20 protein-coding genes are annotated in these 23578 nt (G+C 61.6%); 13 read left to right on the top strand and 7 right to left on the bottom strand.

Annotated features, from left to right (window positions below):
* The first annotated feature begins 95 nt into the window (after positions 1-95).
* The 6 genes from CO660_RS05665 to CO660_RS05690 all read left to right on the top strand — a co-directional run bounded on the left by CO660_RS05665 (position 96) and on the right by CO660_RS05690 (position 7727).
* Positions 96-866, top strand: coding sequence for an N-formylglutamate amidohydrolase (locus CO660_RS05665; protein ID WP_097597930.1), 771 nt, complete (start codon positions 96-98; stop codon positions 864-866).
* Between the two features lie 120 nt (positions 867-986).
* The gene (locus CO660_RS05670) at positions 987-2543 is read left to right on the top strand and encodes an amino acid permease (protein ID WP_097597931.1); all 1557 of its coding nucleotides are present in this window, start codon (positions 987-989) and stop codon (positions 2541-2543) included.
* Positions 2544-2689: 146 nt separating this feature from the next.
* A complete protein-coding gene (locus CO660_RS05675; RefSeq protein WP_097597932.1) occupies positions 2690-4057 on the top strand; it encodes a glutamine synthetase family protein in 1368 nt (455 codons plus the stop codon).
* A 206-nt stretch (positions 4058-4263) separates the two neighbouring features.
* Positions 4264-5649 carry an aldehyde dehydrogenase family protein gene (locus CO660_RS05680; protein ID WP_097597933.1) on the top strand — a complete coding sequence of 462 codons (1386 nt, stop codon included), beginning with the start codon at positions 4264-4266 and terminating at the stop codon, positions 5647-5649.
* Positions 5646-6800, top strand: a complete 1155-nt coding sequence (locus CO660_RS05685; RefSeq protein WP_085778813.1) for an iron-containing alcohol dehydrogenase — start codon at positions 5646-5648, stop codon at positions 6798-6800. The genes CO660_RS05680 and CO660_RS05685 overlap by 4 nt, the downstream gene beginning before the upstream one ends.
* Positions 6801-7028: 228 nt before the next feature.
* Positions 7029-7727: a ParA family protein gene (locus CO660_RS05690; RefSeq protein ID WP_085860059.1), complete on the top strand. Its 699-nt coding sequence runs from the start codon at positions 7029-7031 to the stop codon at positions 7725-7727.
* Positions 7728-7803: 76 nt separating this feature from the next.
* On the opposite strand, the gene CO660_RS05695 is transcribed toward CO660_RS05690, so the two are convergent.
* The gene (locus CO660_RS05695) at positions 7804-9204 is read right to left on the bottom strand and encodes a L,D-transpeptidase (protein WP_097597934.1); all 1401 of its coding nucleotides are present in this window, start codon (positions 9202-9204) and stop codon (positions 7804-7806) included.
* Positions 9205-9459: 255 nt separating this feature from the next.
* On the opposite strand from CO660_RS05695, the gene CO660_RS05700 reads away from it, so the two are divergent.
* The 3 genes from CO660_RS05700 (at position 9460) to CO660_RS05710 (ending at position 11121) form a co-directional block, all read left to right on the top strand.
* Complete coding sequence (locus CO660_RS05700) at positions 9460-10293, top strand: DUF4432 family protein (protein WP_097597935.1); 834 nt, start codon at positions 9460-9462, stop codon at positions 10291-10293.
* Positions 10294-10365: 72 nt separating this feature from the next.
* Positions 10366-10704 (top strand): TIGR01244 family sulfur transferase, encoded by a 339-nt coding sequence (locus CO660_RS05705; RefSeq protein ID WP_085778809.1) that lies wholly within the window; start codon positions 10366-10368, stop codon positions 10702-10704.
* Positions 10705-10776: 72 nt separating this feature from the next.
* Positions 10777-11121: a RidA family protein gene (locus CO660_RS05710; protein ID WP_097597936.1), complete on the top strand. Its 345-nt coding sequence runs from the start codon at positions 10777-10779 to the stop codon at positions 11119-11121.
* A 41-nt stretch (positions 11122-11162) separates the two neighbouring features.
* On the opposite strand, the gene CO660_RS05715 is transcribed toward CO660_RS05710, so the two are convergent.
* Genes CO660_RS05715 through CO660_RS05730 form a run of 4 tightly spaced genes read right to left on the bottom strand, consistent with a single transcriptional unit; the run spans position 11163 to position 15959 of the window.
* The gene (locus tag CO660_RS05715; RefSeq protein ID WP_097597937.1) at positions 11163-12821 is read right to left on the bottom strand and encodes a thiamine pyrophosphate-binding protein; all 1659 of its coding nucleotides are present in this window, start codon (positions 12819-12821) and stop codon (positions 11163-11165) included.
* Between the two features lie 13 nt (positions 12822-12834).
* Positions 12835-14037: a CaiB/BaiF CoA-transferase family protein gene (locus CO660_RS05720; RefSeq protein ID WP_097597938.1), complete on the bottom strand. Its 1203-nt coding sequence runs from the start codon at positions 14035-14037 to the stop codon at positions 12835-12837.
* An 18-nt stretch (positions 14038-14055) separates the two neighbouring features.
* Entirely contained in the window at positions 14056-15012 is a 957-nt protein-coding gene (locus CO660_RS05725; protein WP_097597939.1) for a DMT family transporter, read from the bottom strand.
* Positions 15009-15959, bottom strand: coding sequence for an alpha/beta hydrolase (locus CO660_RS05730; protein ID WP_097597940.1), 951 nt, complete (start codon positions 15957-15959; stop codon positions 15009-15011). The genes CO660_RS05725 and CO660_RS05730 overlap by 4 nt, the downstream gene beginning before the upstream one ends.
* Before the next feature lie 257 nt (positions 15960-16216).
* On the opposite strand from CO660_RS05730, the gene CO660_RS05735 reads away from it, so the two are divergent.
* The 4 genes from CO660_RS05735 (at position 16217) to metF (ending at position 20798) form a co-directional block, all read left to right on the top strand.
* Complete coding sequence (locus CO660_RS05735) at positions 16217-16957, top strand: ribonuclease (RefSeq protein ID WP_097597941.1); 741 nt, start codon at positions 16217-16219, stop codon at positions 16955-16957.
* A gap of 97 nt (positions 16958-17054) precedes the next feature.
* Entirely contained in the window at positions 17055-18704 is a 1650-nt protein-coding gene (gene ettA, locus CO660_RS05740) for an energy-dependent translational throttle protein EttA (RefSeq protein ID WP_011426118.1), read from the top strand.
* A gap of 163 nt (positions 18705-18867) precedes the next feature.
* Positions 18868-19893: a metalloregulator ArsR/SmtB family transcription factor gene (locus CO660_RS05745; protein WP_097598114.1), complete on the top strand. Its 1026-nt coding sequence runs from the start codon at positions 18868-18870 to the stop codon at positions 19891-19893.
* Positions 19894-19895: 2 nt separating this feature from the next.
* Positions 19896-20798 (top strand): methylenetetrahydrofolate reductase [NAD(P)H], encoded by a 903-nt coding sequence (metF, locus tag CO660_RS05750; protein ID WP_097597942.1) that lies wholly within the window; start codon positions 19896-19898, stop codon positions 20796-20798.
* Positions 20799-21252: 454 nt separating this feature from the next.
* Here metF and CO660_RS05755 read toward each other — a convergent pair whose 3' ends face one another.
* Together CO660_RS05755 and CO660_RS05760 are read right to left on the bottom strand one after the other, a co-directional pair.
* On the bottom strand, positions 21253-22158 hold the full coding sequence (locus CO660_RS05755) for a DMT family transporter (protein ID WP_097598115.1): 906 nt from the start codon (positions 22156-22158) through the stop codon (positions 21253-21255).
* 128 nt (positions 22159-22286) lie between these two features.
* Complete coding sequence (locus tag CO660_RS05760; protein WP_097597943.1) at positions 22287-23507, bottom strand: lytic murein transglycosylase; 1221 nt, start codon at positions 23505-23507, stop codon at positions 22287-22289.
* Between the last annotated feature and the right edge of the window lie 71 nt (positions 23508-23578).

A 23578-nucleotide genomic window follows, 5' to 3' on the forward strand; every position in this document is an offset into this window, starting at 1 on the left:
TCATGAAAAGAAATTTTCAGCGACTGCTTGACAGTCGCCAAAAGCTGAAGAATTCTTTTCTATAAAGCTTTTATTAAGGGATAGGAGTGGCGCCGTTGGTGCTGGCCCGGCCAAAAATCCTCAGCGAAGCGGATGGCGATTGCGTCGGGATCGAACGCAACGACGGCCGGAGCCCAGTGTTGCTCGTCTGCGAACACGCTTCGAAGACGCTTCCTGCCCGGTTCGGCGATCTCGGCCTGCCCAACGAAGCGCTGTCGAGCCATATCGCCTGGGATCCGGGTGCGCTCGCGGTTGCCCGCGGCGTGTCGCAGGCACTCGACGCGACTCTCGTCTTCCAGCGCTTCTCCCGGCTGATCTACGACTGCAACCGGCCGCCAAGTTCATTGGGCGCCATGCCGGAAACCAGCGAGATCTATGCCATTCCCGGCAACAAGGATTTGAGCGCCGAGGAGCGTCTGGCGCGCACCGATGCGCTTTACGTGCCTTTCCATGATGCCATCCGCGGACTGATCCGCGATCGTCGGGCGAGGGGGCAGGATACCGTCATCGTGACGATGCACAGCTTCACGCCGGTCTATCATGGACGGCAACGCGCCGTCGAACTCGGCATATTGCACGATGAGGACAGCCGGCTCGCCGACCGCATGCTGGAGGCTGCGGCCGGCGCGCCGCTTTACAGGACTGAACGCAACCAGCCTTACGGGCCTGCGGACGGCGTGACCCACACGCTGATCCTGCACGGGCTTTCGAACGGCTTGCGCAATGTAATGATCGAGGTCCGCAACGACCTCATCGCAGACGATGGCGGCCAAGGGGTCATGGCCGACTATCTGACAGGACTTCTCCAGCAAAGCCTGGAAGCCTGAATAAAAAGAGAAGACCCGAGGGAGCAGTTTATCTGCGGACGTCCGCATGGCGAAAATGCCGCGGGCAATTGGCACTGAATCGGCCGCAATTCCGCGGCCGATCGTGAACAGGGGGAAGTCATGTCGGATTATACCGAGCTTGATAAGAAGCAGGATGTGCACATCCTGCATTCGATGGGCTATGCCCAGGAACTCGAACGGCGAATGAGCTCATTCTCGAATTTCGCCGTATCATTCTCCATCATCTGCATTCTTTCCGGCGGCATCAATTCGCTGGCTCAGGCGACTTCGGGCGCCGGCGGAGCGGCGATCGGCATCGGCTGGCCGGTCGGTTGCTTCATCTCGCTCGTCTTCGCCGTCGCCATGGCGCAGATCAGCTCCGCCTATCCGACGGCTGGCGGCCTCTATCACTGGGGCTCGATTCTCGGCAACCGCTTCACCGGCTGGCTGACCGCCTGGTTCAACCTGCTTGGTCTCGTCACCGTGCTCGGCGCCATCAATGTCGGCACCTATTATTTCTTCATGGGCTCCTTCGGCACAACTTACCTCGGCCTGACGGATTCCACGACGGTGCGCATCCTGTTCCTGGTGATCATCACCGGCGCTCAGGCCCTGGTGAACCACATGGGCATCGGATTGACTGCGAAGCTGACCGACTTTTCGGGCTACCTGATCTTCGCGACTTCGATCGCGCTGGCGGTCGTATGCCTTCTCGCGGCGCCCTCCTATGAATTCGGCCGGCTCTTCACCTTCGCCAATTATTCCGGCGAAGTCGGTGGCAACGTCTGGCCGTCCACCTCGGGCGCCTGGGTCTTCCTTCTCGGTCTGCTGCTGCCGATCTACACCATCACCGGCTATGACGCCTCTGCGCATACGTCGGAAGAGACCGTCAAGGCCGCCGAGTCGGTTCCTCGCGGCATGGTATCGTCGGTGCTGTGGTCGGCACTCTTCGGCTACATCATGCTGTGCGCCTTCGTTCTCATGTTGCCGAACATGGACGATGCGGCAAAACAGGGCTGGAACGTGTTCTTCTGGGCGATGGACAGCCAGGTGAACCCGGTCGTCAAGGACCTCCTTTATCTTGCGATCTTCGTCAGCCAATGGCTGTGCGGCCTTGCGACCGTCACCTCGGTCTCCCGCATGATCTTCGCCTTCTCGCGTGACGGTGGGCTGCCGGCCTCCAAGGCGCTGTCGAAGGTCAGCCCGCAGTATCGTACCCCGGTTGCCGCGATCTGGACGGGCTCGATCCTGTCGATGCTGTTCGTCTGGGGCTCGTCGCTCGTTACGATCGGGGATACCCCGGTTTACACGATCGTCGTCTCGTGCACGGTCATCTTCCTATTCTTCTCCTTCGCGATCCCGATTACGCTCGGCCTCTTCGCCTGGGGCACGTCGAAGTGGGACAAAATGGGCCCGTGGAACCTCGGAGAGGGCGTCTTCAAGCTGTTCGCGGTGCTGTCGATCATAGCGATGATGCTGATCTTCATTCTAGGCATCCAGCCACCGAACGAATGGGCGCTCTACATCACCGTCGGCTTCCTCGTGGTCACCGGCATCGTCTGGTTCGGCTTCGAGAGCCGTCGCTTCAAGGGGCCGCCGATCGGCGCCGACGTGGCGAAGCGCCAGGCCGAGATCGCGGCGGCCGAGGCGGCCGTCGGCGAAAGCGGCGAACGTTAAGCATCGACGCTTCCCTCTCAAGTGGCGGGGCCGCATCCTGCGGCCCCATCAACGGATCAACGAAAAGGCATCGGGCCGTGTACCAGGCCGAGCGCATGCGATTTCGTTGCCCCGATTTCTTCAATTCCAGTTCAGGCGGATCAATCATGAGCAGCAGCTACACAATCGACGATCTTAGGAAGGATGTTGCCGAAGGGCGCATCGATACGGTTCTCGCCTGCCAGGTGGATATGCAGGGCCGGCTGATGGGAAAGCGTTTCCAGGGGGAATATTTCGTCGAGAGCGCCTGGAAAGAAACGCACAGCTGCAACTACCTGCAGGCGACCGACATAGAGATGGAAACCGTCTCCGGCTACAAGGCGACGAGCTGGGAGAAGGGATACGGCGACTATACGATGAAGCCGGATCTTTCGACGCTGCGCCGCATTCCCTGGCTCGCGGGTACCGCCCTGGTGCTCTGCGACGTGCTCGACCATCACACCCATGAAGAGGTCGCCCATTCGCCACGCGCGATCCTGAAGAAGCAGGTAAAGCGCCTCGAAGATATGGGCATGAAGGCCTATATGGCCTCGGAGCTCGAATTCTTCCTGTTCGACCAGAGCTATGAGGCCGCGCATGCTTCGGGCTACCGCAACCTCAAGCTCGCCAGTGCCTATAACGAGGACTACCACATCTTCCAGACCACCAAGGAGGAAGAGGTGATGCGGGCGATCCGCACTGGCCTGCAGGGCGCCGGCATTCCGGTCGAGAACTCCAAGGGCGAGGCTTCCGCCGGCCAGGAGGAGATCAACGTGCGCTATGCCGATGCGCTCGCCATGGCCGACAGGCACGCGATCATCAAGAACGGCTGCAAGGAGATTGCCTGGTCGAAAGGCAAGGCCATCACCTTCCTTGCCAAGTGGAACTACAATGCTGCCGGCAGTTCCTCGCATATCCACCAGTCGCTGTGGAGCCTGGAGGAAAAGCCGCTGTTCTTCGATCATACCGGCAAATACGGCATGTCTCCGCTAATGCACAATTACGTTGCCGGACTTCTCGCCCATGCGAGCGAGATCACCTATTTCCTGGCGCCCTATATCAATTCCTACAAGCGCTTCATGGCCGGCACCTTTGCGCCGACCAAGGCGATCTGGAGCAAGGACAACCGAACTGCCGGTTACCGCCTCTGCGGCGAGGAGACGAAGGGGATCCGCATCGAATGCCGCGTCGGCGGCTCCGATCTCAATCCCTATCTCGCCTTCGCAGCGCTGCTCGCCGCCGGCATCGACGGGATCGAGAACAAGCTGGAGCTCGAAGCCCCCTTCGTCGGCGACGCCTATGGCGGCAAGGATATTCGCGAAATACCGCGCACGCTGCGCGCGGCAACAACTGAAATGACGGAATCGGCGATGCTGCGCAAAGCCTTCGGCGACGACGTCATCGACCATTACACTCGTGCTGCCGAATGGGAGCAGGAAGAATACGACCGCCGCATCACCGATTGGGAAGTGGCGCGGGGTTTTGAAAGAGCTTAATACGGATTTCGCGGGTTTGCCCCTCACCCTCACCCTCTCTCCGTAAAAAACGGGGAGAGGGGACTTGCCATGCGAGAGGTGACTGGGGACGGAGAGGCCGCGACAATCCCCCTTCGCCCCGCAAGCGGGGAGAAGGTGGCGGCAGCCGGATGAGGGGGCTATCACCCTCACTCAATTTTGACGAATACGAGGACAGGAAATCGATCATGGCAATGATCCAATGCATTTCACCGGTCGACGGATCGGTTTACGCGGAGCGCGCAGCACTTTCGCTCGACGCCGCCAAGGACGTGGTGGCGCGCGCCCGCAAGGCGCAGAAGGCCTGGGCGAAACGGCCGCTTGAAGAACGCGTTCAGCTTGTCCTGAAGGGCGCTGCCCTGCTGAACGAGATGTCCGACGTCGTCGTGCCGGAGCTTGCCTGGCAGATGGGCCGGCCGATCAAGTATGGCGGCGAATATAAGGGCTTTAACGAGCGCTCCAACTATGTCGCATCGATTGCGGCGGATGCGCTGGCCCCGCTCGTCGTCGAAGAGAGCGATCGTTTCGAGCGCCGTATCGAGCGCGAGCCGCACGGCGTCGTCTTCGTCGTCGCACCTTGGAACTATCCCTATATGACGGCGATCAACACGATCGCTCCGGCGCTGATGGCCGGCAATACGGTGGTGCTGAAACATGCCTCGCAGACATTGCTCGTCGGCGAGCGGCTGGTGCAGGCCTTCATCGAAGCCGGCGTTCCCGAAGACGTGTTCCAGAATGTCTTCCTCGACCATGAAACGACGTCGGCGCTGATTGCCGCCAGCAGCTTCAACTTCGTCAACTTTACCGGATCGGTCGAAGGCGGCCGCTCGATGGAGCGGGCCGCTGCCGGCACCTTTACCGGCCTCGGCCTCGAACTCGGCGGCAAGGACCCGGGTTACGTCATGGAAGACGCCGATCTCGATGCGGCCGTCGACACCCTGATGGACGGCGCGACCTACAATTCCGGCCAGTGCTGCTGCGGCATCGAGCGCATCTATGTGCATGAATCGCTCTATGACGCCTTCGTCGAGAAATCGGTCGCCTGGGTGTCGAACTACAAGCTCGGCAATCCGCTCGATCCCGAGACGTCGCTCGGGCCGATGGCGAACAAGCGTTTCGCCAAGGTGGTGCGCGAGCAGATCGCCGAGGCGGTTTCCAGGGGCGCCAAGGCGCTTGTCGACCCCAAGCTTTTTCCCCAGGACGACGGCGGCGCCTATCTCGCACCGCAGGTCCTCGTCGATGTCGACCATTCCATGGCCTTCATGCGCGAGGAGACCTTCGGCCCGGCGGTCGGCATCATGAAGGTGAAGAGCGACGAGGAAGCGCTCGCTTTGATGAACGACAGCCAGTATGGGCTGACGGCCTCGCTCTGGACCAAAGATGCCGAGCGGGCAGCACGTCTCGGCCGCGAGATCGAAACCGGCACCGTCTTCATGAACCGCGCGGATTATCTTGATCCGGCGCTCTGCTGGACCGGCGTCAAGGAGACCGGCCGCGGCGGCTCGCTGTCGATCATCGGCTTCCAGAATCTGACGCGTCCGAAATCCTTCCACCTGAAGAAAGTCACAGCATGAGCAGCAGCAACATCACCGCAAACTGGAGCTATCCGACATCGGTCAAGCTCGGCCGGGGCCGCATCAAGGAACTGGCCGACGCCTGCAAGAGCCTCGGCATCAAAAAGCCGCTGCTCGTCACTGACCGCGGCCTGGCCTCGATGGCGATCACCAAAACCGCGCTTGATATCCTCGAAGATGCCGGCCTCGGCCGGGCGATCTTCGCTGACGTCGACCCGAACCCGAACGAGAAGAACCTCGATGCAGGCGTCAAGGCTTTCAAGGATGGCGGCCATGACGGCGTCGTCGCCTTCGGCGGCGGCTCAGGTCTCGATCTCGGCAAGTGCGTTGCGTTCATGGCCGGCCAGACGCGGCCGGTCTGGGATTTCGAGGATATCGGCGACTGGTGGACGCGTGCGAGCCTCGAAGGCATCGCCCCGATCGTCGCGGTGCCGACGACGGCGGGCACCGGTTCGGAGGTCGGGCGCGCCAGCGTCATCACCAATTCCGTCACGCATGTGAAGAAGATCATCTTCCATCCGAAGTTCCTGCCGGGTGTGGTCATTTCCGATCCGGAACTGACCGTCGGCATGCCGAAGATCATTACTGCCGGCACCGGCATGGACGCTTTCGCGCATTGCCTGGAGGCCTATTCCTCGCCTTTCTATCACCCGATGTCTGCCGGAATCGCCCTCGAAGGCATGCGTCTCGTCAAGGAATTCCTGCCGCGCGCCTATCGGGAAGGCACCGACCTCGAAGCCCGCGCCAACATGATGTCGGCCGCCGCCATGGGTGCCGTCGCCTTCCAGAAGGGGCTCGGCGCCATCCATGCGCTGTCGCACCCAATCGGCGCCGTCTACAACACTCATCACGGCATGACCAATGCCGTCGTGATGCCGGCGGTGCTGCGCTTCAACCGCGCCGCGATCGAGGAGAAGATCGGCCGCGCAGCCGCCTATCTCGGCATATCGGGCGGCTTTGACGGCTTCTACGACTATGTGCTGACGCTTCGTTCCGAGCTCGGCGTGCCGGAGACGCTGACGGCGATGGGAATCGCGCCCGACCGCATCGACGAATTGTCGGCCATGGCGATCGAGGATCCGAGCGCCGGCGGCAATCCGGTGGCGATGACGCTCGAAAATACCAAGGCGCTTTTCAAGGATTGCTTCTGACAAGATCGCGGCGGACCTGCAGACCGGCCCGGAAAGCTCTTGCTTTCCGGGCCTTTTCGTCTCGGAAACATCCTGAATTTTAGGGATGTGAAAAATACAGGCTGCAATTTCGCCGCGCGCGTTCGCAATTTGTTAACCATGATTGTAAAGGATGGGTTAACCGCACGATGCTCCGACAGTGCGCAAAAGAGCGATGCCGACTCGCGCCATTTCCTCCGAGGACCGAACATGCCAGTCATTACATTCGCAAATACCAAGGGCGGCGCCGGCAAGACGACCGCTGTTCTGCTGCTCGCGACCGAGCTTGCCCGTCAGGGCTATCGCGTGACCATTCTGGATGCCGATCCGCAGCATTGGATTTCACGCTGGCACGAGATATCGGGGCACGTGCCCAATATTTCGGTGATCGATTTCGTGACGACCGCCTCGCTGCCGCAGCATATCAGCGAGAACAAGCATAATACCGACTATTTCATTGTGGATCTGCCGGGCGCCCGCAATCCGCTGCTTGCCACCGCCGTCGGCCTTTCCGATCACGTGCTGATCCCGATCCAAGGCTGTGCCATGGATGCGCGCGGCGGCGCGCAGGTGCTCGAACTGCTGCAGTATCTGGACGAGAAGGCGGGCATCAAGATCGGTCATTCGGTGGTGCTGACCCGGGTCAACTCGATGGTGACGACGCGGGCGCTGCAGCTCGTCAAGTCGCTGCTCAGCGAGCGGCACGTGCCGGTGCTGGACACGGCGATCATCGAACGTTCGGCCTTCCGCGACATCTTCGACTGTGGCGGCACGCTGCAGACCATGGACCCCACGCGCGTCAGCAATCTCGACAAGGCGCGTGAGAACGCCACCTGTTTCGCCGAGGAAATCATGCGCAAGGTGCCTGTTCGGTTGACCGCCTCGGCTCGCATGGCGACAGCGGCCTGAATACCCAAGCATTGAAACAGAAAGGCTGTCGGAGCGATCCGGCGGCCTTATCGTTTGTGACCAGTTTGGCTTTGGCTCAGTCGACGAACTCGACCGTCACACCGGGCTTGACCATTTTCGCGAGCTCGGTTGCATCCCAGTTGGTCAGGCGAATGCAACCGTGGCTCTGGGTGCGCCCGATCTTGGAGGGCTCTGGCGTGCCGTGGATGCCGTAGGTCGGCTTGGAAAGCGCCATCCAGACGGTGCCGACCGGGCCGTTCGGGCCTGGGGGGATGTTGAGGATCTTGTCGTTGGCGCCCTGCTGAAAGTTGATCTTCGGGTTGTAGGTATAACCGGGATCGAACGCGACGCGCTCGACCGTCACCGTGCCGGACGGGGAGGGGGTGTCGGTTGAGCCGATCGATGCGGGGTAGGCGGCGATGAGATTGCCGGCGCCGTCATAGGCGAAAACCTGTTTGCGCCCCTTGTCGGCGATGATGCGGGCGACCTCGCCGGTCTTCATCTCGCCTGGATTGACGACCTTGATCACCGTGCCGGGAACGCTGAAATCGGCGCCGGGGTTCATCTCCTTAAGGAAGGCCTCGTCCATATGGAAACGCTCGGCCAGCATTTCAGTGGTCGAGGTATAGGCGAGCGACGGCAGCAGCGCCTTATGCGAATAATCTTCCGGGATCTCCGCGACGAAGGGGCCGGCGGCATCGGCCGGCGTGATCGTATAGCTGACGACGGGCAGGCCGCCGTTCATGCGCAGCTCTTCCAGAATGGCATCGGTGTCATTGGGATCGAGATTTGACCCCGTCATCTGATTATAGGCATAAATGCCCTTGGTGACGTTCGAACCCATGTGCCCGTCGATGACGCCGGGAGAGATGCCGGCGCGGTCGAGGAAGACCTGCAGCGCGACGATCTCGGACTTCGATTTGTTTTTCAGCGTGATCACGGGCTCGTCGGGTGCTGCCTTCGGCGCATCGGCGGGCGGGATCTGCTGATCGGGATCGATCGAGGCGTAATCGTCGCCCGACTGCGGATTGCCGATGCTGTTATCGTCCGGATAGGGCTCCTCCCCGAGCGGCAGGCGCTCGATCGCTGCGTCGCGCGGAATGCCGCCGGTGACGGCGCCCCGCTCAGAATAACGCGTGTCGCCATAGGGGTTGTCGTCGGCGTAATAAGGGTCGTTGCCGCCTTGGTCGGCATAGACATCGCGTGAGGCGGGCGGCGGCGGGTAATAACCGCGGGCGCGCATTTCGGTGGCGACGACGTTGCCGTAGGCGTCGATCAGCACGCGGTTGCCGCTGCGGTCGCGGGCATAGGCAAAGCCGCGGGGGACATAATCGAGGATTTCGCCGTTTGGCGTGACCAGCACGACGTCGCTCTGGCGGCGGTCACGAAACTGCTGCGCGCCAGCCTGCGGTGCTGCAGCCGCAACGGCTGCCAGCAGGGCCGCAAGCGAAAATGCCGACTTCAAAAAGCGATTCACGTCTCACACCTCGAACAGTGACTGGCCGACACACACCCGCGAATTTTGACGCTAGTGTGGAATTTATGAAAGCGTGCTGAACAAAATATGAAAATCCCTAAGATTTCCTTTTACTCATAAACGTTTGCGTCTCTCTGTCCGTTCCGCAAAATCCACGGTTGCGGCAAAAGCGCAAGAGGAGAACGGCGCCGATTGACGAAGGCCAGTGCGAAACCTAACGCTACGGCGGCCGATAAATCCTTGAGGAGACCCGAGATGATCGAATTTGCCGCTGCAAACGGGCCGCGCCTGATGCTCGATGAAACATCGGTGCTGGATATCGGCGGATGCATCGTCGACGGCGTCGATATCGCGCCAAAGCGCGCCATTCCCGACGATGGGGATCCGCGAATCGACCACTCGCTCGAAGGTTTTCTCTTCACCTGCGGGCCGGATCATATCCGCCATCGCCAGCCGATCGCCGGCCGTGCCGACGGCAAGGTCTATCCGCTGCACGGATCGGCCTCCAGCCACGCCGCCAAGATCCTGTGGACGAAATACGAGAATGGCAATGCCGAATGCCGCGCCGATATCGACATCATCACCGTCGAGGGATTGCCGCAGCGCATCGAGCGGCTGTGGCGGATCGACGGCGTGAACGGCGAGGTGCGGCTCGAAGACCGGGTTATCAATACCAGCGATCAGGTGGTGCCGACCTTCCTGATGTACCATATGAATGTCGGCGGCAAATGGCTGGACGACGGCACGCGGCTCGAAGGCCGGATGCTGGAGAATGGCGGCTTCCCCTGGACATTCGGCGAGGAGCCGGGCGGCATCTTCTGTGTGCCGGCGACGGTGGAGGGCTTGGCGGAAGTCCGGCTCGGGCCGATCGCCGCAATCGGCGGCAGGACGCTCAGCGTGCGCTTCCGCGCCGATACGCTGCCTTATCTGCAGGTCTGGCGAAACCAGAAGGCGCCCGCTCATATTATCGGAATCGAGCCGGTGTCGCATCGCTGGGTATCGCGCGACGAGCTTCAGGCGGCCGGTGAATTCAACATGCTCGCCCCAGGCGAAAGCCGCAGCTATGCGCTGACCTTTGCGTTCCTGTGAGTGAAGTGTTGTTGACGCTTGCGGGCCTCCCGTCGTAGACCATCAGCCCACGATCTTTGAGGAGACAAGACGATGGATATTCGCCAGATCGACGATGAATATTCGGTTTCGGGGCAGATCACGCTTGAGGACCTCGACGAGATCAAGGCGCTCGGCTTCAAATCGATCGTCTGCCATCGCCCCGACCATGAAAGCCCCGACCAGACATCATTCTCCGTCATCGAGGCGCGTGCCAAAGAGCTCGGACTCGATATCGCCCACGTCCCGGTTGGACCGATGGGCGTGACCGAAGAGGCGGTGCAGGGAATGGTTGACGCGCTCGATGAATTCCCGCGGCCAATGCTCGGCTACTGCCGCTCGGGCGCGCGCTCGACGGCGATCTACCAGAAAACCCACCATATCCGCAGTTGAGCGTTGTGTGGGACGCTGATTTTCAGGCGCTGCTCCGCAGCGCCGCCACTTCCAATCACCCAGGAGACGATAATGAGCATTAAGCGTATCGACGTCGGCGCACGTATGAGCGGCGCCGTCATTCACGGCAACACGGTCTACCTCGCAGGCCAGGTGGGCGAGGGCGAAAGCGTCACCGATCAATGCAAGTCGGCGCTCGCCGAAGTCGACCGTCTGCTGGCGGCCGCCGGCAGCAGCAAGTCGAAGATCCTGCAGACCCTCGTCTATCTTTCCGACATTGCTTATTTCGGCGAGATGAACGCAGCCTGGGAAGCCTGGATCGATCCGGCCAATCCCCCGGCACGCGCCACCAGCGAAGCCAAGCTCGCCGCGCCGAAATACAAGGTCGAGTTCATCGTCACGGCTGCGCTCGACTAAGGTCGCCGCAGTTCCGTCTCTGTAAAGCCGGTGGGGCAACCTTACCGGCTTTTTGTTTGCGCGATTTCCGAAAGCGTTCTGGTCGGTGTGATCGCTTCCGGATCGAGCTTCACTTCGATGATCGCCGGTTTGCCGCTTGCGCGTGCGCGCTCGAAGGCGGGAGCGAATTCCTCTGTGCTTTCCACCGTCTCGCCGTGGCCGCCATAGGCGCGGGCAAGGGCTGCGAAGTCGGGGTTGGTCAGATCGGTGCTGCTGACGCGACCGGGATATTCACGCTCCTGGTGCATGCGGATCGTGCCGTACATGCCGTTGTTGATAACGATTGCGATGATCGGCAGATCGTAGCGGATGGCGGTTGCGAATTCCTGACCGTGCATCAGGAAGCAGCCGTCGCCGGCAAAACAGATGACCTCGCGCTCGGGAAAGAGCCGCTTGGCAGCCACTGCCGCCGGCAGGCCGTAACCCATCGAGCCGGAGGTGGGAGCGGCCTGGGTGTTGAAGCGGCGGAACCGGTGGAACCGGTGCAGCCAGGTGGCGTAGTTGCCTGCGCCATTGGTGAAGATCGTTTCCGGCCCGATATTGTCTTCCAGCCACTCCATGATCGGTCCCATATGGACGGCGCCAGGACCCGTGGCCGGCGGCTTCGACCAGGCGAGATAGGCCTGATGCATATGCGCGGTCCGCTCCGCCCAGCGCGGCTCGGCTGGGGCTTCGAGATCGGCGAGTGCTTCGACAAAATCGGCGGGGCTGGCGCAGATGGCAAGATCGGGACGATAGACGCGGCCGAGCTCCGACGGGTCCGGATAAATATGAACGAGCGACTGGGCCGGGTAGGGGATGTCGAGCAGCGTATAGCCGGAGGACGGCATTTCAGACATGCGGCCGCCGAGCAGGATCAAGAGGTTGCTCTCCTTGATCTCCTTGGCGAGCCCCGGATTGATGCCGATGCCGACATCGCCGGCATAACAGGGGTGAAGATGATCGAACAGCATCTGTCGGCGGAATGAACAGCCTACCGGCAGCTGAAAACGTTCTGCGAAGGTTGCGAAATCGGCGACGGCATCGGCATCCCATCGCGTGCCGCCGAGGATTACCATCGGCCGTTCGGCTTTGAGCAGGCGCAGATAAAAATCGTCGATCTGGCTGCGGCCGGGATGGGCCTCGACGCTGGCATAACGCCTGGCGCGGGGTGCCTCAACCTCGTCGCGCAGCATGTCTTCCGGCAGGATGAGCACCACGGGGCCGGGGCGGCCGGAGGTTGCGACCGCAAAGGCGCGGGTGACGAATTCGGGAATGCGGGCGCCGTCGTCGATCTCGCCCACCCATTTGGCGAATTCGGTGAAGGCGCGGCGGAATTCGACCTCCTGAAAGGCTTCGCGTTCACGCGCCTCTCGCTGCACCTGGCCGATGAAGAGGATCATCGGGATCGAATCCTGTTTGGCGATGTGCAGGCCGGCGGAGGCGTTGGTGGCGCCGGGGCCGCGGGTCACCATGCAGATGCCCGGCTCGCCGGTGAGCCGGCCCCAGCAATCGGCCATCATCGCCGCCCCGCCTTCCTGCCGACAGACGAGGACGTCGATATCGCTGTCGCGCAATGCGTCGAGAACGGCGAGGAAACTCTCGCCAGGCACGCAGGAGAGACGTTTGACGCCATTTGCCTTCAGCGCCTCGACAATCAACTCCCCGCCCGTCTTTTTCATGATGATACCTTCTTCATGACGATGCCTTCCTCTCAAGCTCGGCCAGTTCCGCCAGAATTTCCTCTCTATGCTCGCCGAGCCGCGGGCTGGGCCTGGCGTAGCGCAAAGGTGTTTCCGACAGCACGACTGGCGTCCTGACCCCGGGGATGACGGTGCCAGCGGAATCGGCAAGGTCGATGCGCAGACCGCGAGCTTTCACCTGCGGGTCGGCGAACATTTCCTCGATCGTGTTGATCGCGCCTGATGGGACCGCGTTCTGCTCGCAGGCCTTCAGGAGATCCGCTTTCTGCCATTTCAGCGTCTCGGTGGAGATCAGGCGGCGCACCTCGCCGCGGTTGGCGACGCGGGCTTTGTTGGTGGAGAAACGCTCGTCATCCGCGATCGTCTCCAGGCCGAGGATGGTAGAGAGGCGGCGGAACTGGCCGTCGTTGCCGACGGCCAGGATGAGATAACCGTCGGCCGTCGGCACGACTTCATAGGGCGAGATGTTCGGATGGGCGTTGCCGAGGCGGGTCGGTGCGGCGCCGGAGACGAGGTAATTCATGTTCTGATTGGCGAGCACGGCCGATTGCACGTCGAGCAGGGCCATGTCTATCAACTGGCCTTCGCCGGTTTTCAAGGCATGGATCAGGGCGGCCTCGATCGCCGAGACGGCATAGATGCCGGTAAAGATGTCGGCGATCGCCACGCCCGCCTTCATCGGCTGGCCGTCCGGCTCGCCGGTGATCGACATGAAGCCGGACATGCCCTGAACGATGTAATCGTAGCCGGCGAAGCCGGCATAGGGGCCGGTCTGGCCGAAGCCTGTGATCGAGCAATAAACGAGCCTCGGGTTCACCTCGCGAACGCTGTCGTAATCGAGCCCGTATTTGACGAGGCCGTCGACCTTGAAATTCTCGATTACCACGTCGGCAGTGGCTATGAGACGACGGACGAGCTGCTGGCCCTCAGGGCTCTTGAGGTCGGCGGTGATGGAGCGTTTGCCGCGATTGGTGGCGTGGTAATAGGCGGCCGAGAGATTTTCGCCGTCCGCACCTTCGACGAAGGGCGGCCCCCATTGGCGAGTATCGTCGCCGCCATCGGGATTTTCAACTTTGATGACGTCGGCGCCGAGATCGGCGAGCATCTGGCCCGCCCAAGGGCCGGCCAGCACGCGGGCAAGCTCGATCACCCGGATGCCGGTAAGCGGCGGCTTTTTCGTCGCGGTCTCGGTCATGGTCCTCCCGTCCAGTGTCTACGGCGCCAGCGTCACCTCAGATGTATCGGATACGGGCTTTGAAGCAAAGCGGCGCTCTCGCCAGAGGATGTAGAAGCCCGACGCCATGATGATCGTGATGCCGAGCCATTTGATGGCATCCGGAAAGTCACCGAAAACAAGCCAGGCGAAGATCGTAGCTGAGACGATCTCGAAATATTGCAGCGGTGCCAGCGTCGACGCCGGTGCTGCCCGATAGGCGTAGACGCCGAGGATTCCGGCTGTGGCGGCCATAGCCCCGACGCCGGCGACATAGAACCAGGCGCTGCCTGCGGGCATGACGGGATCGAAGAGATCGGAGCCGCTTCCTTCACCGATAAAAAGCAGGAGGGTGCAGAAGAGCAAGCCCCACATGCCCATCTGAAACTGCATCGACCAAGGGTCCTCGCTGTGTGAGAGGACGCGGGTCATCAACACGAAGGTCGCGACGCAGAGCGCCGTCAGGATGGGCAGGAGCGCGATGTAGCCGACCTCTTCGAAACTCGGCTGAATGATCAGCATCGCCCCGAAGAAGCCGACGCCGCAGGCGGTGTAACGCCGCCAGCCGATCGTCTCCTTGAGGAAAATGCCGCCGAAGATGGTCACGATGATCGGCTCGATGAAGAAGATCGCGATCGCGTCGGCGACCGCCATGTATTTCAACGTGGTGACGAAAGAGATCATCGAGACGGTGATGATGAAGCCGCGGATGGCGTGGAACAGGCTCTGACGCCAAGAGAAATCGGCAAAGCTGCGCCGCCATAGCACGATCGGCAGCATGCAGAGCGCCTGCACGACGAAGCGGCCGGCAGTGATCTCGGCTGATGGGACGGTTACGACGGCAAGCTTGGCGAAGATATCGATGAGCGGCGAGACCATCACCGACAGAAACATCAGCGCCAGCCCTATCGTCACTTCGGAGGCGGACGAAGCGGCGCGGGCGGAGGGGCTACTCATGACGGATTCTTTCTGGCTTTGGATGTCGCGAGTGCCTCTTCGCACCAGTCCGCGAAGGCTGCGATCGCCGCGTCGGCGCCAATTTCGTTCAGCGTCTCATGCCGCATACCCTGATATATCACTGTACTGATACGAGAGAAGCCTCTGGCTTTCAAATTGTTTGACAGCCAGCGCACGGCTTTTCCACTCTCCGTCGCGGGATCATTGGCGCCGCCGACGAGATGGATTGGCATATCACGCGGCAGCCGATCCAGATGGAGTTTCTGCGGCGCGCGAAAAGTCAGCTCGAAGAGATCGAGCCAGAGCGAGACTGATGCGTCAAAGCCGCAGAGCGGATCGGCGATATATTTGTCGACTTCATCGGCGTGGCGCGACAGCCAGTCGAACTCGGTGCGGCGGTCCGGGATCGATTTTCCCCAAGCTCCGAAGGTGAGCTTCGGCAAGAGGCCGCTCGGGACGTCGGAGCCCTTCAGCATACGTTCCGCAAGGAGGATCGCCTGGGCGGCTCGGCCGGCAAGGCCGACTGCGAAATTCGAATTCCAGACGGCGACAGCATCGAAGTCGGAGGGAGCGGTGACAGCGGCATTGAGCGCGATGAGGCCGCCCATCGAGTGGCCAAATAGGATCACCTTCAGGCCGGGATTGCGCGAGGCCGCATGGGCGCGCATGGCAATGACGTCGCCGATCACCCGATCGACGCCATTCCAGCGGGCGAAGCGGCCAATCGGCGCGTCGGGCGCGGTCGTCTCGCCGTGGCCACGGTGATCATGGGCATAGACGTGATAGCCGCGCCCCGCCATCGCCTCGGCAAAGCGGCCATAGCGCTTCGAGTGCTCCGCCAGGCCGTGCGATATCAACAGGATGCCGCGTGCCGGAGCGGCGGCTTCGGCATGGTGATAGGCCAGAGACGCTTCCCCTACGGCGAGCCTTTGCGTATCAGAAAACATCCGGATCCTCCCTGCCGCAGCAGAGCAGATCGCTACTGCATAATTCCTTAAAGCGGAATCGATTTGGGCAGAATATTCTGCAACCATAAGTGCGACAGCGTCCGTGCGTAACTCAAGAACAGGGAGCTTCCCGGAACAGCCGACTGTTTCCGACGACGCAGTCGAGAACAAATTCCAGGATAGTTGCGATTCAGGGTTGCTGCCGTTTATGCTTTGTGCTTATCTGTTCCTGCATTGTTCTTCTTTTGGGGGTTGAAATGAGCAGCATGCAGTTGCGTACCTTTACATTCGTCGCGTCGATGATCCTTGCCGGCGCTGCCGTGGCGCAGGAGGCCGAGGGCCGTACCCGTTTCATTCTTGCTGCGAGCTGGCAGCCCGCCTTCTGCCAGACGAACCAGAAGAAGCCCGAATGCGCCAGCCAGACCGGCGAGCGCCATGACGCGACGAATTTCTCCCTGCATGGCCTGTGGCCGATGCGGCAGGATTATTGCGGCGTCAGCGACGATCAGAAGGCTGCCGACAAGGACGGCAAATGGGATACTTTGCCTGATGTCGCGCTTTCGGCCGAGACGAAGGCGTCGCTTGCAAAGGCGATGCCCGGCACGCAGTCCGGCCTCGAACGGCACGAATGGATAAAGCATGGCACCTGCACGAAAATGAGCGTGGAGGATTATTTCGGCGTCGGCGTCCATCTGGTGGATGCGCTCAATACATCGGCCGTGCGCGATCTCTTCGCCGCCAATATCGGCAAGACGGTCAAGGCGGAGGCGATCAAGGCTGCTTTCGACAAAAGCTTCGGGCCGGGTGCGGGCGAGCGCGTCAAGATGAGCTGCCGGCGAGCCGGCAGTGTCAGGGTGATCAGCGAGTTGACGATCGGACTGTCTGCGGATGCGGGAGCGGCATCGGCCAAAAGCGCAAGCCTTGCCGATCTGATCCAGGGGGCGGGAAAAACCTCGTTCGGCTGTGACGAGGGCGTTGTCGATGCGGCGGGCTTCTGACCGGAATCCGGCGTAAACGGGTTTCGGCGTTGCTCACAGGCGCTGTTTCGCCTACATAGCGGCACGAAACGAAGTTTCCCGCCCGGAGCAGCGCAGCATGGCACGTCAATTCATCTATCATATGTCCGGCCTCAACAAGGCCTATGGCAACAAGAAGATCCTGGAGAACATCCACCTTTCCTTCTACCCGGATGCCAAGATCGGCATCCTCGGACCGAACGGCGCCGGTAAATCCACTGTGCTGCGCATCATCGCCGGCCAGGACAAGGAGTATACCGGCGAAGCCTGGCTCGCCGAGGGTGCCACAGTCGGCTATCTCGAGCAGGAGCCGAAACTCGACCCCACCAAGACGGTTTTCGAGAACGTCATGGAAGGTGTTGCCGCGAAGACGGCGATCGTCGATCGTTACAACGAATTGATGATGAATTACTCGGACGAGACAGCGGAAGAGGGGGCGAAGCTCCAGGACATCATCGACAGCCAGAACCTCTGGGATCTGGAAAGCCAAGTCGAGATGGCGATGGAAGCCCTGCGCTGCCCGCCGCGCGATGCCGAGGTCACCAGCCTGTCCGGTGGTGAGCGCCGCCGCATCGCACTCTGCCGCCTGCTGCTCTCGCAGCCGGATCTGTTGCTGCTCGACGAGCCGACTAACCATCTGGACGCCGAAACCATCGCCTGGCTCGAAAAGCATCTGCGCGACTATCCCGGCGCCGTGATGATGATCACCCACGACCGCTACTTCCTGGATAACGTCACCGGCTGGATCCTCGAACTCGATCGCGGCCGCGGCATCCCTTACGAAGGCAACTACTCCGCCTATTTGCAGGCCAAGGCCAAGCGCATGCTGCAGGAAAACCGCGAAGAGGCATCGCGCCAGAAGGCGATCAGCCGCGAGCAGGAATGGATTGCTTCCAGCCCGAAGGCTCGCCAGGCCAAGTCGAAGGCGCGTATCAAATCCTACGAGCAGTTGGTGGAGGCGGCCGAGAAGCAGCGTCCCGGCGACGCGCAGATCATCATCCCGGTCAGCGAACGGCTCGGCCAGGTGGTCATCGAGTTGGAAGGCATCACCAAGGGCTTCGAGGGTCGCACGCTGATCAACGACCTGTCGATCAAGCTGCCGCCGGGCGGCATCGTCGGCATCATCGGCCCGAACGGCGCCGGCAAGACGACCCTGTTCAAGATGATCACTGGCCAGGAAAAGCCGGATAGCGGCTCGATCCGTATCGGCGAGACCGTGCATCTCGGTTATGTCGACCAGAGCCGCGACGCGCTGGCCGCCGACAAGACGGTCTGGGAGGAAATCTCCGGTGGCGCCGAAATCATCAAGCTCGGCAAGTTCGACATGAACTCGCGTGCCTACTGCGGCGCCTTCAACTTCAAGGGTGGTGATCAGCAGCAGAAGGTCGGCAATCTCTCGGGCGGTCAGCGCAACCGCGTGCACCTCGCCAAGATGCTGAAGGCCGGGGGCAATGTTCTGCTGCTCGACGAACCCACCAACGACCTCGATACGGAAACGCTCGGCGCTCTCGAAAACGCGCTCGAGAATTTCGCCGGCTGCGCCATCATCATCAGCCACGACCGCATGTTCCTCGACCGTCTGGCGACGCACATCCTGGCTTTCGAAGGCGAGGGCCATGTCGAATGGTTCGAAGGCAATTTCGAGGATTACGAGCAGGACAAGATCCGCCGCCTCGGCCCCGACGCCCTCAATCCTGGCAGTCAGGCTCACAAGCGCCTGACGCGCTGATCCTGCTTTATTTCTGCTTGCAAAGGCCCTGGTTCGACCGGGGCTTTTTCATCTCGGACCTTGTCGCAATTTGCGCAGGCAATTTCGCGAACAGTGCGAATTGCCGCTTGCCACCGCTTTTCAAATCACATAAAGATATCTTTATATCTTGATTGGGCCAATGATGAGCGAACCTTTGAAGCTGGGACTGGATGGGTTGGTGGACGTCTTGAAGGCGGCCGGCGAACCCACGCGTCTGCGTCTTCTGGCCCTTCTCGACGGCGGCGACCTGACGGTCACGGATCTTACCGAAATCCTCGGCCAATCGCAGCCGCGAATCTCCCGCCACCTGAAGCTGCTCGGCGAGGCCGAACTGATCGAACGCTACCAAGAAGGCGCCTGGGCCTATTTCCGTCTCAAGCAGGACGGCAAGGCGGCCATGCTCGTGCGGGCGCTGCTGAAACATGTCTCCGAGAATGACCCGACCATCCTTCGCGACGGCGAGCGGCTTTCGCAGGTCAAGCGCCAGCGAGCCGAGCGGGCGCAGGCCTATTTCAGCCGCAACGCCGCCGAATGGGACGAGCTTCGTCGCCTGCACGCGGCCGATGAGGAGGTCGACGCCGCCGTCATTCGGCTGCTCGGCAACCAGCCGATCGATTCGCTGCTGGATCTCGGCACCGGCACCGGCCGCATCCTCGAACTCCTGTCCGGGCTCTACCGCCGCGCTGTCGGTGTCGACGCCAGCCGCGACATGCTGAGCGTGGCGCGCGCCAATCTCGACAAATCGCGTATCACCAAGGCGACGGTGCGCCACGCCGATATCCTCAACCTTCCGTTCGAGGGGCAGGATTTCGACCTGGTGACGATCCATCAGGTGCTGCATTTCTTCGACCAGCCGGAGATTGCGATCGCGGAAGCGGCGCGCATGCTGCGGCCGGGCGGGCGGCTCGTGGTCATCGATCTCGCACCGCACACGCTCGAATATCTCCGCGACGAACATGCCCATGTCCGTCTCGGCTTTTCGCACCAGGCGATGTCCGACTGGCTGCGCAAAGCCGGGCTCGACGTCGAGCAGGTCGTCGATCTTCATCCGGGTCAGCAGGGCGGGCAGGGGTTGACGGTCACCGTCTGGCTCGCGCGCGATCCGAGGCGCCTCATGGCTTCGCAGACCAGCGAAGGCGCCGAAGCTACATTTGCCGGGAGAGTATGAACATGGCTTTGAAAAGCGAAGGACGCGGGCGCAACTTCGGGATCTCCTTCGAGTTCTTTCCACCGAAATCGGAAGAAATGGAGGCGCAGCTCTGGGATGCCGTCGCTAAGCTGCAGGACTGGGATCCGGATTTCGTGTCGGTGACCTATGGCGCCGGCGGCACCACAAAGGCGCCGACGCTGTCGGCGGTGACGCGCTTCCTGTCGCAGACGCCGCTTGCCACCGCTTCGCACCTGACCTGCGTCGGTGCGACGAAGGAGGAAACGCATCAGATGATCGATACGTTTCGCAAGGTCGGCGTAAAGCATTTCGTGGCGTTGCGCGGCGATGCGCCTGGCGGCGTCGGTGCGCCCTATCAGCCGCATCCCGGCGGTTACGCCAATGCCGCGGAACTGGTGGCCGGTCTCAAGTCGGTCGGTGATTTCGAGATTTCGGTCTCCGCCTATCCTGAAAAACACCCGGAAAGCCGTAATACGGCCGCCGATATCGAGATGCTAAAGCGCAAGGCCGATAACGGCGCTGACCGGGCGTTGACGCAGTTCTTCTTCGACAACGACAATTTCGAGCGCTACCTGGAGCGGGTGCGCGCCGCCGGCATCTCGATCCCGATCGTGCCCGGCATCATGCCGATCCAGAACCTGACGCAACTGAAGCGTTTCGCCGGTGCCTGTGGCGCGGTCATCCCGGCCTTCCTCGATGAGCGTTTCGCGGGCTTCGACGACAAGCCCGAGGATCGGGCAAAGGTCGCGGCCGAAGTTGCTGCCGAGCAGATCGAGGATCTCGTCCGGCGCGGCATCGGTGATTTCCATCTCTATACGATGAACCGCGCGCCGCTGGTTTCCGCGGTGCTCGACAATCTCGGCTACTCCCGCCGGGCGGCAAAGAGCGCGGGCGCCGCCGCCTGATCCTTTCAGACGTTCAAAAGTGAAAAAGCGCATGTCGGGCGGGACATGCGCTTTTTCGTTGGCGGATTGATCAGGGGAGTTTAGGCACTATCAGCGCTACCAGCCCGTCAGTTCAAATAAAGAGCATGGACAGGACGAAAGCAAACGCTGCACTGACCAACAGAACATTCAAGGATTGCGTGAGTCCCATGTCTGTCTCCTCGCGTTAACCGGCCGATATTATGTCTGAAATATGTCGGTTGAAAAGCGGATTTTATGCTGCGCTGCCGAAGCGGTCGGCGGATAAGGCGAATAGCGTTTTCACAAATTATTGATATCACAGGATAATTTCGTGCTTATTTTTGTTCACAGATTTTAACGCCGCGTTAAATCAGGCGATTGAGGATTTACCTATGCGCCCGAATCATGGCGGCTCGGCAACCGGTTGAAAACATAGGGAATATGCAACCATCCTTCAGGCAGCTTTCACCACCAGACGGTAGGCGCGGCCATCGAGGATGACAAGGCCGAAACCGATCAGCGCCATGCCCGCGAATTCGCCAACCGCCAGCCGTTCTCCGAGGAAAAGCACGCCGAGCAGGATGGCGCTTGGCGGCACTAGCAGGGTGACAAGCGAGGCGTTGGTGGCGCCCGCCGCCGCCATGATTCGGAAATAGAGAATGTAGGCGAAAGCGGTCGACACCAGCGCCAACGCCAGGACGGCGAGCAGGATATCGAGCGGCGGCAAGGAGAGCGTCCAGGGGCGATCGGCCAGCAGCGACAGCGGCAAAGTGATCAGCGAGGACGCGGTCAACTGGCCGGCTGCGGTGACCGGTGCCGGAACGTCCTTGAATCGCTTGCCGTAGGTGGCTGCGAACCCGTAGGAGATGGCGGCAAGCACAGGGAGCAGCAGCGCCCAGAGGGGGGCTTGGCCGCTGGCCGACAGGCCAGGGCTGACCAGCACAATCGTTCCGGCGAGGCCGACGAGGCAGCCGGCGATCTTGGCCGAGGACAGCTTTTCGTCGGAGGTGAGATAATTGGCGATCAGCACGGTCCAGATCGGCGTCGTTGCGTTCAAGATCGCCGCAAGGCCGGCGCCGATGCGGGTCTGACCGAAGAAGATCAGCGCATGCGGCAGGGCATTGTTGATCAGCCCTAGGATCAGGAATTCGCGCCAGCGGGCTTTCAGGGTCGAATAGATATCGAAACGGCCGGCGATATAGACGTGCAGCGCCAGCCCGGCCAGCAGCAGACGGAGGAAGACGAGCGTCAGCGGCGGGATATGCTGGACGGCGATGCGCGCGAAGAAAAAGGAGCCGCCCCAGATAAGACCAAGCAGGAGCAGCAGGCTCCAGATCCAGGCACTCATTTTGCTGTCCATGCCATCTTCCTCCATCCAAAGCCGCATCGTCTAGACCCGGCGTCGCTCCTCAGCATTATGCTTTAACGCGGACGGTGAGCGGCGCCACCCGTTTCTTGCGAAACGAGCGGCGGGAGTGCCAGAGGCGATCAGAGAGCGTTGAGAAGGGCAGGCGTCGCCCAGCCGTCGGCCGGTATGCCCAAGCGCTGCTGTTCCTTCTGGATTGCGATACGCGTGCCGGAACCGAGAATACCGTCGATCTCGCCGACATCGTGGCCGAGTGACTGCAGCTTGGTCTGCAGCGTCTTCATCTGGTCGTTGGCAAGACCCTGTTCCGGTGTGCCCTTGAGATAGGTCGGGGCGCCGGAAAGGCGGGTGGCGAAATAGGCGGCCGACGTCGTGTAGATGAACGATTTGTTCCATTCGAGATAGATCTTGAAATTGGGATAGGCGATGAAGGCCGGTCCCATGCGGCCCTGCGGCAGGACCAGATCACCCTCCAATTCACCGAAGGCCGTGTTTCCGTCGCGCGGCTTGACGCCGAGCGCGAACCACTCGCTCGCCTTCATTGCGCCGCCAAGGCCGGATTTCTCCCAAGGCAGGTTGTCGGGGAGGGTGACTTCCTGCAGCCAGGGCTGACCGCGCTCGAAGCCGAGATGCTGGATGAATTTCGCTGCCGTCAGGATGGCGTCCGGGCCGCTCTGCTTCAGGCGGACATGGCCGTCGCCGTCGCCATCCATGCCATAGGCGATGATGTCGCGCGGCAGCATCTGAACCTGGCCTATCTCGCCGGCCCAGGCGCCGGTGTTGGTGGCGGGGTCGAGGTCGCCGTGCTCGACCATCTCGATCAAGGCGATCAGCTGCGGGCGGAAGAGCTCCGGGCGGCGGCAGTCGTGCGACAGCGTCACCAGGGCATTGCGGGTGTTGAAATCGCCCTGGACGGCACCGAAATCGGTTTCCATCGCCCAGAATGCAGTGATCACGCCTGGGGGAACGCCGAATTCCTGCTCGGCCCGGGCAAAGACGTCGGCATATTGCTTCATCTTCTGGCGGCCGATGTCGAGGCGGGCCTGGCTGACGGTGCGCTGCGAGAATTCGAGGAAGGTCTGCTTGAAGACGCCTTGGGCGCGGTCCCGGCTCAGGACCTTGGGATCGATTTCGGCGCCGGCCAGCGCCTCGTCGGCGGCCGCGGCGCTGGCGCCTGCGGCGACCGCATCAGCCTTGACGCCCTGGAGGAAGGCCGACAGATCGCCGCGGCAGGGAGCTGCCGGAGCCGAGGCCGTGGGCGCCTGCTGGGCGGCCGCGCCGCCTGCAAAAGCAAGGCCAAACAGGAGGGCGAGTGCAGAGCGGCTTGCGAGCGAGCGGTGCATGAAGGTGGTCCTTATAGCAAATGGATATCCGTCGCTTTCACAGAGGAATGTGACGGAAGCAAGAAAGATTG

Source organism: Rhizobium sp. L9 (assembly GCF_002531885.1).
Taxonomy (GTDB): domain Bacteria; phylum Pseudomonadota; class Alphaproteobacteria; order Rhizobiales; family Rhizobiaceae; genus Rhizobium.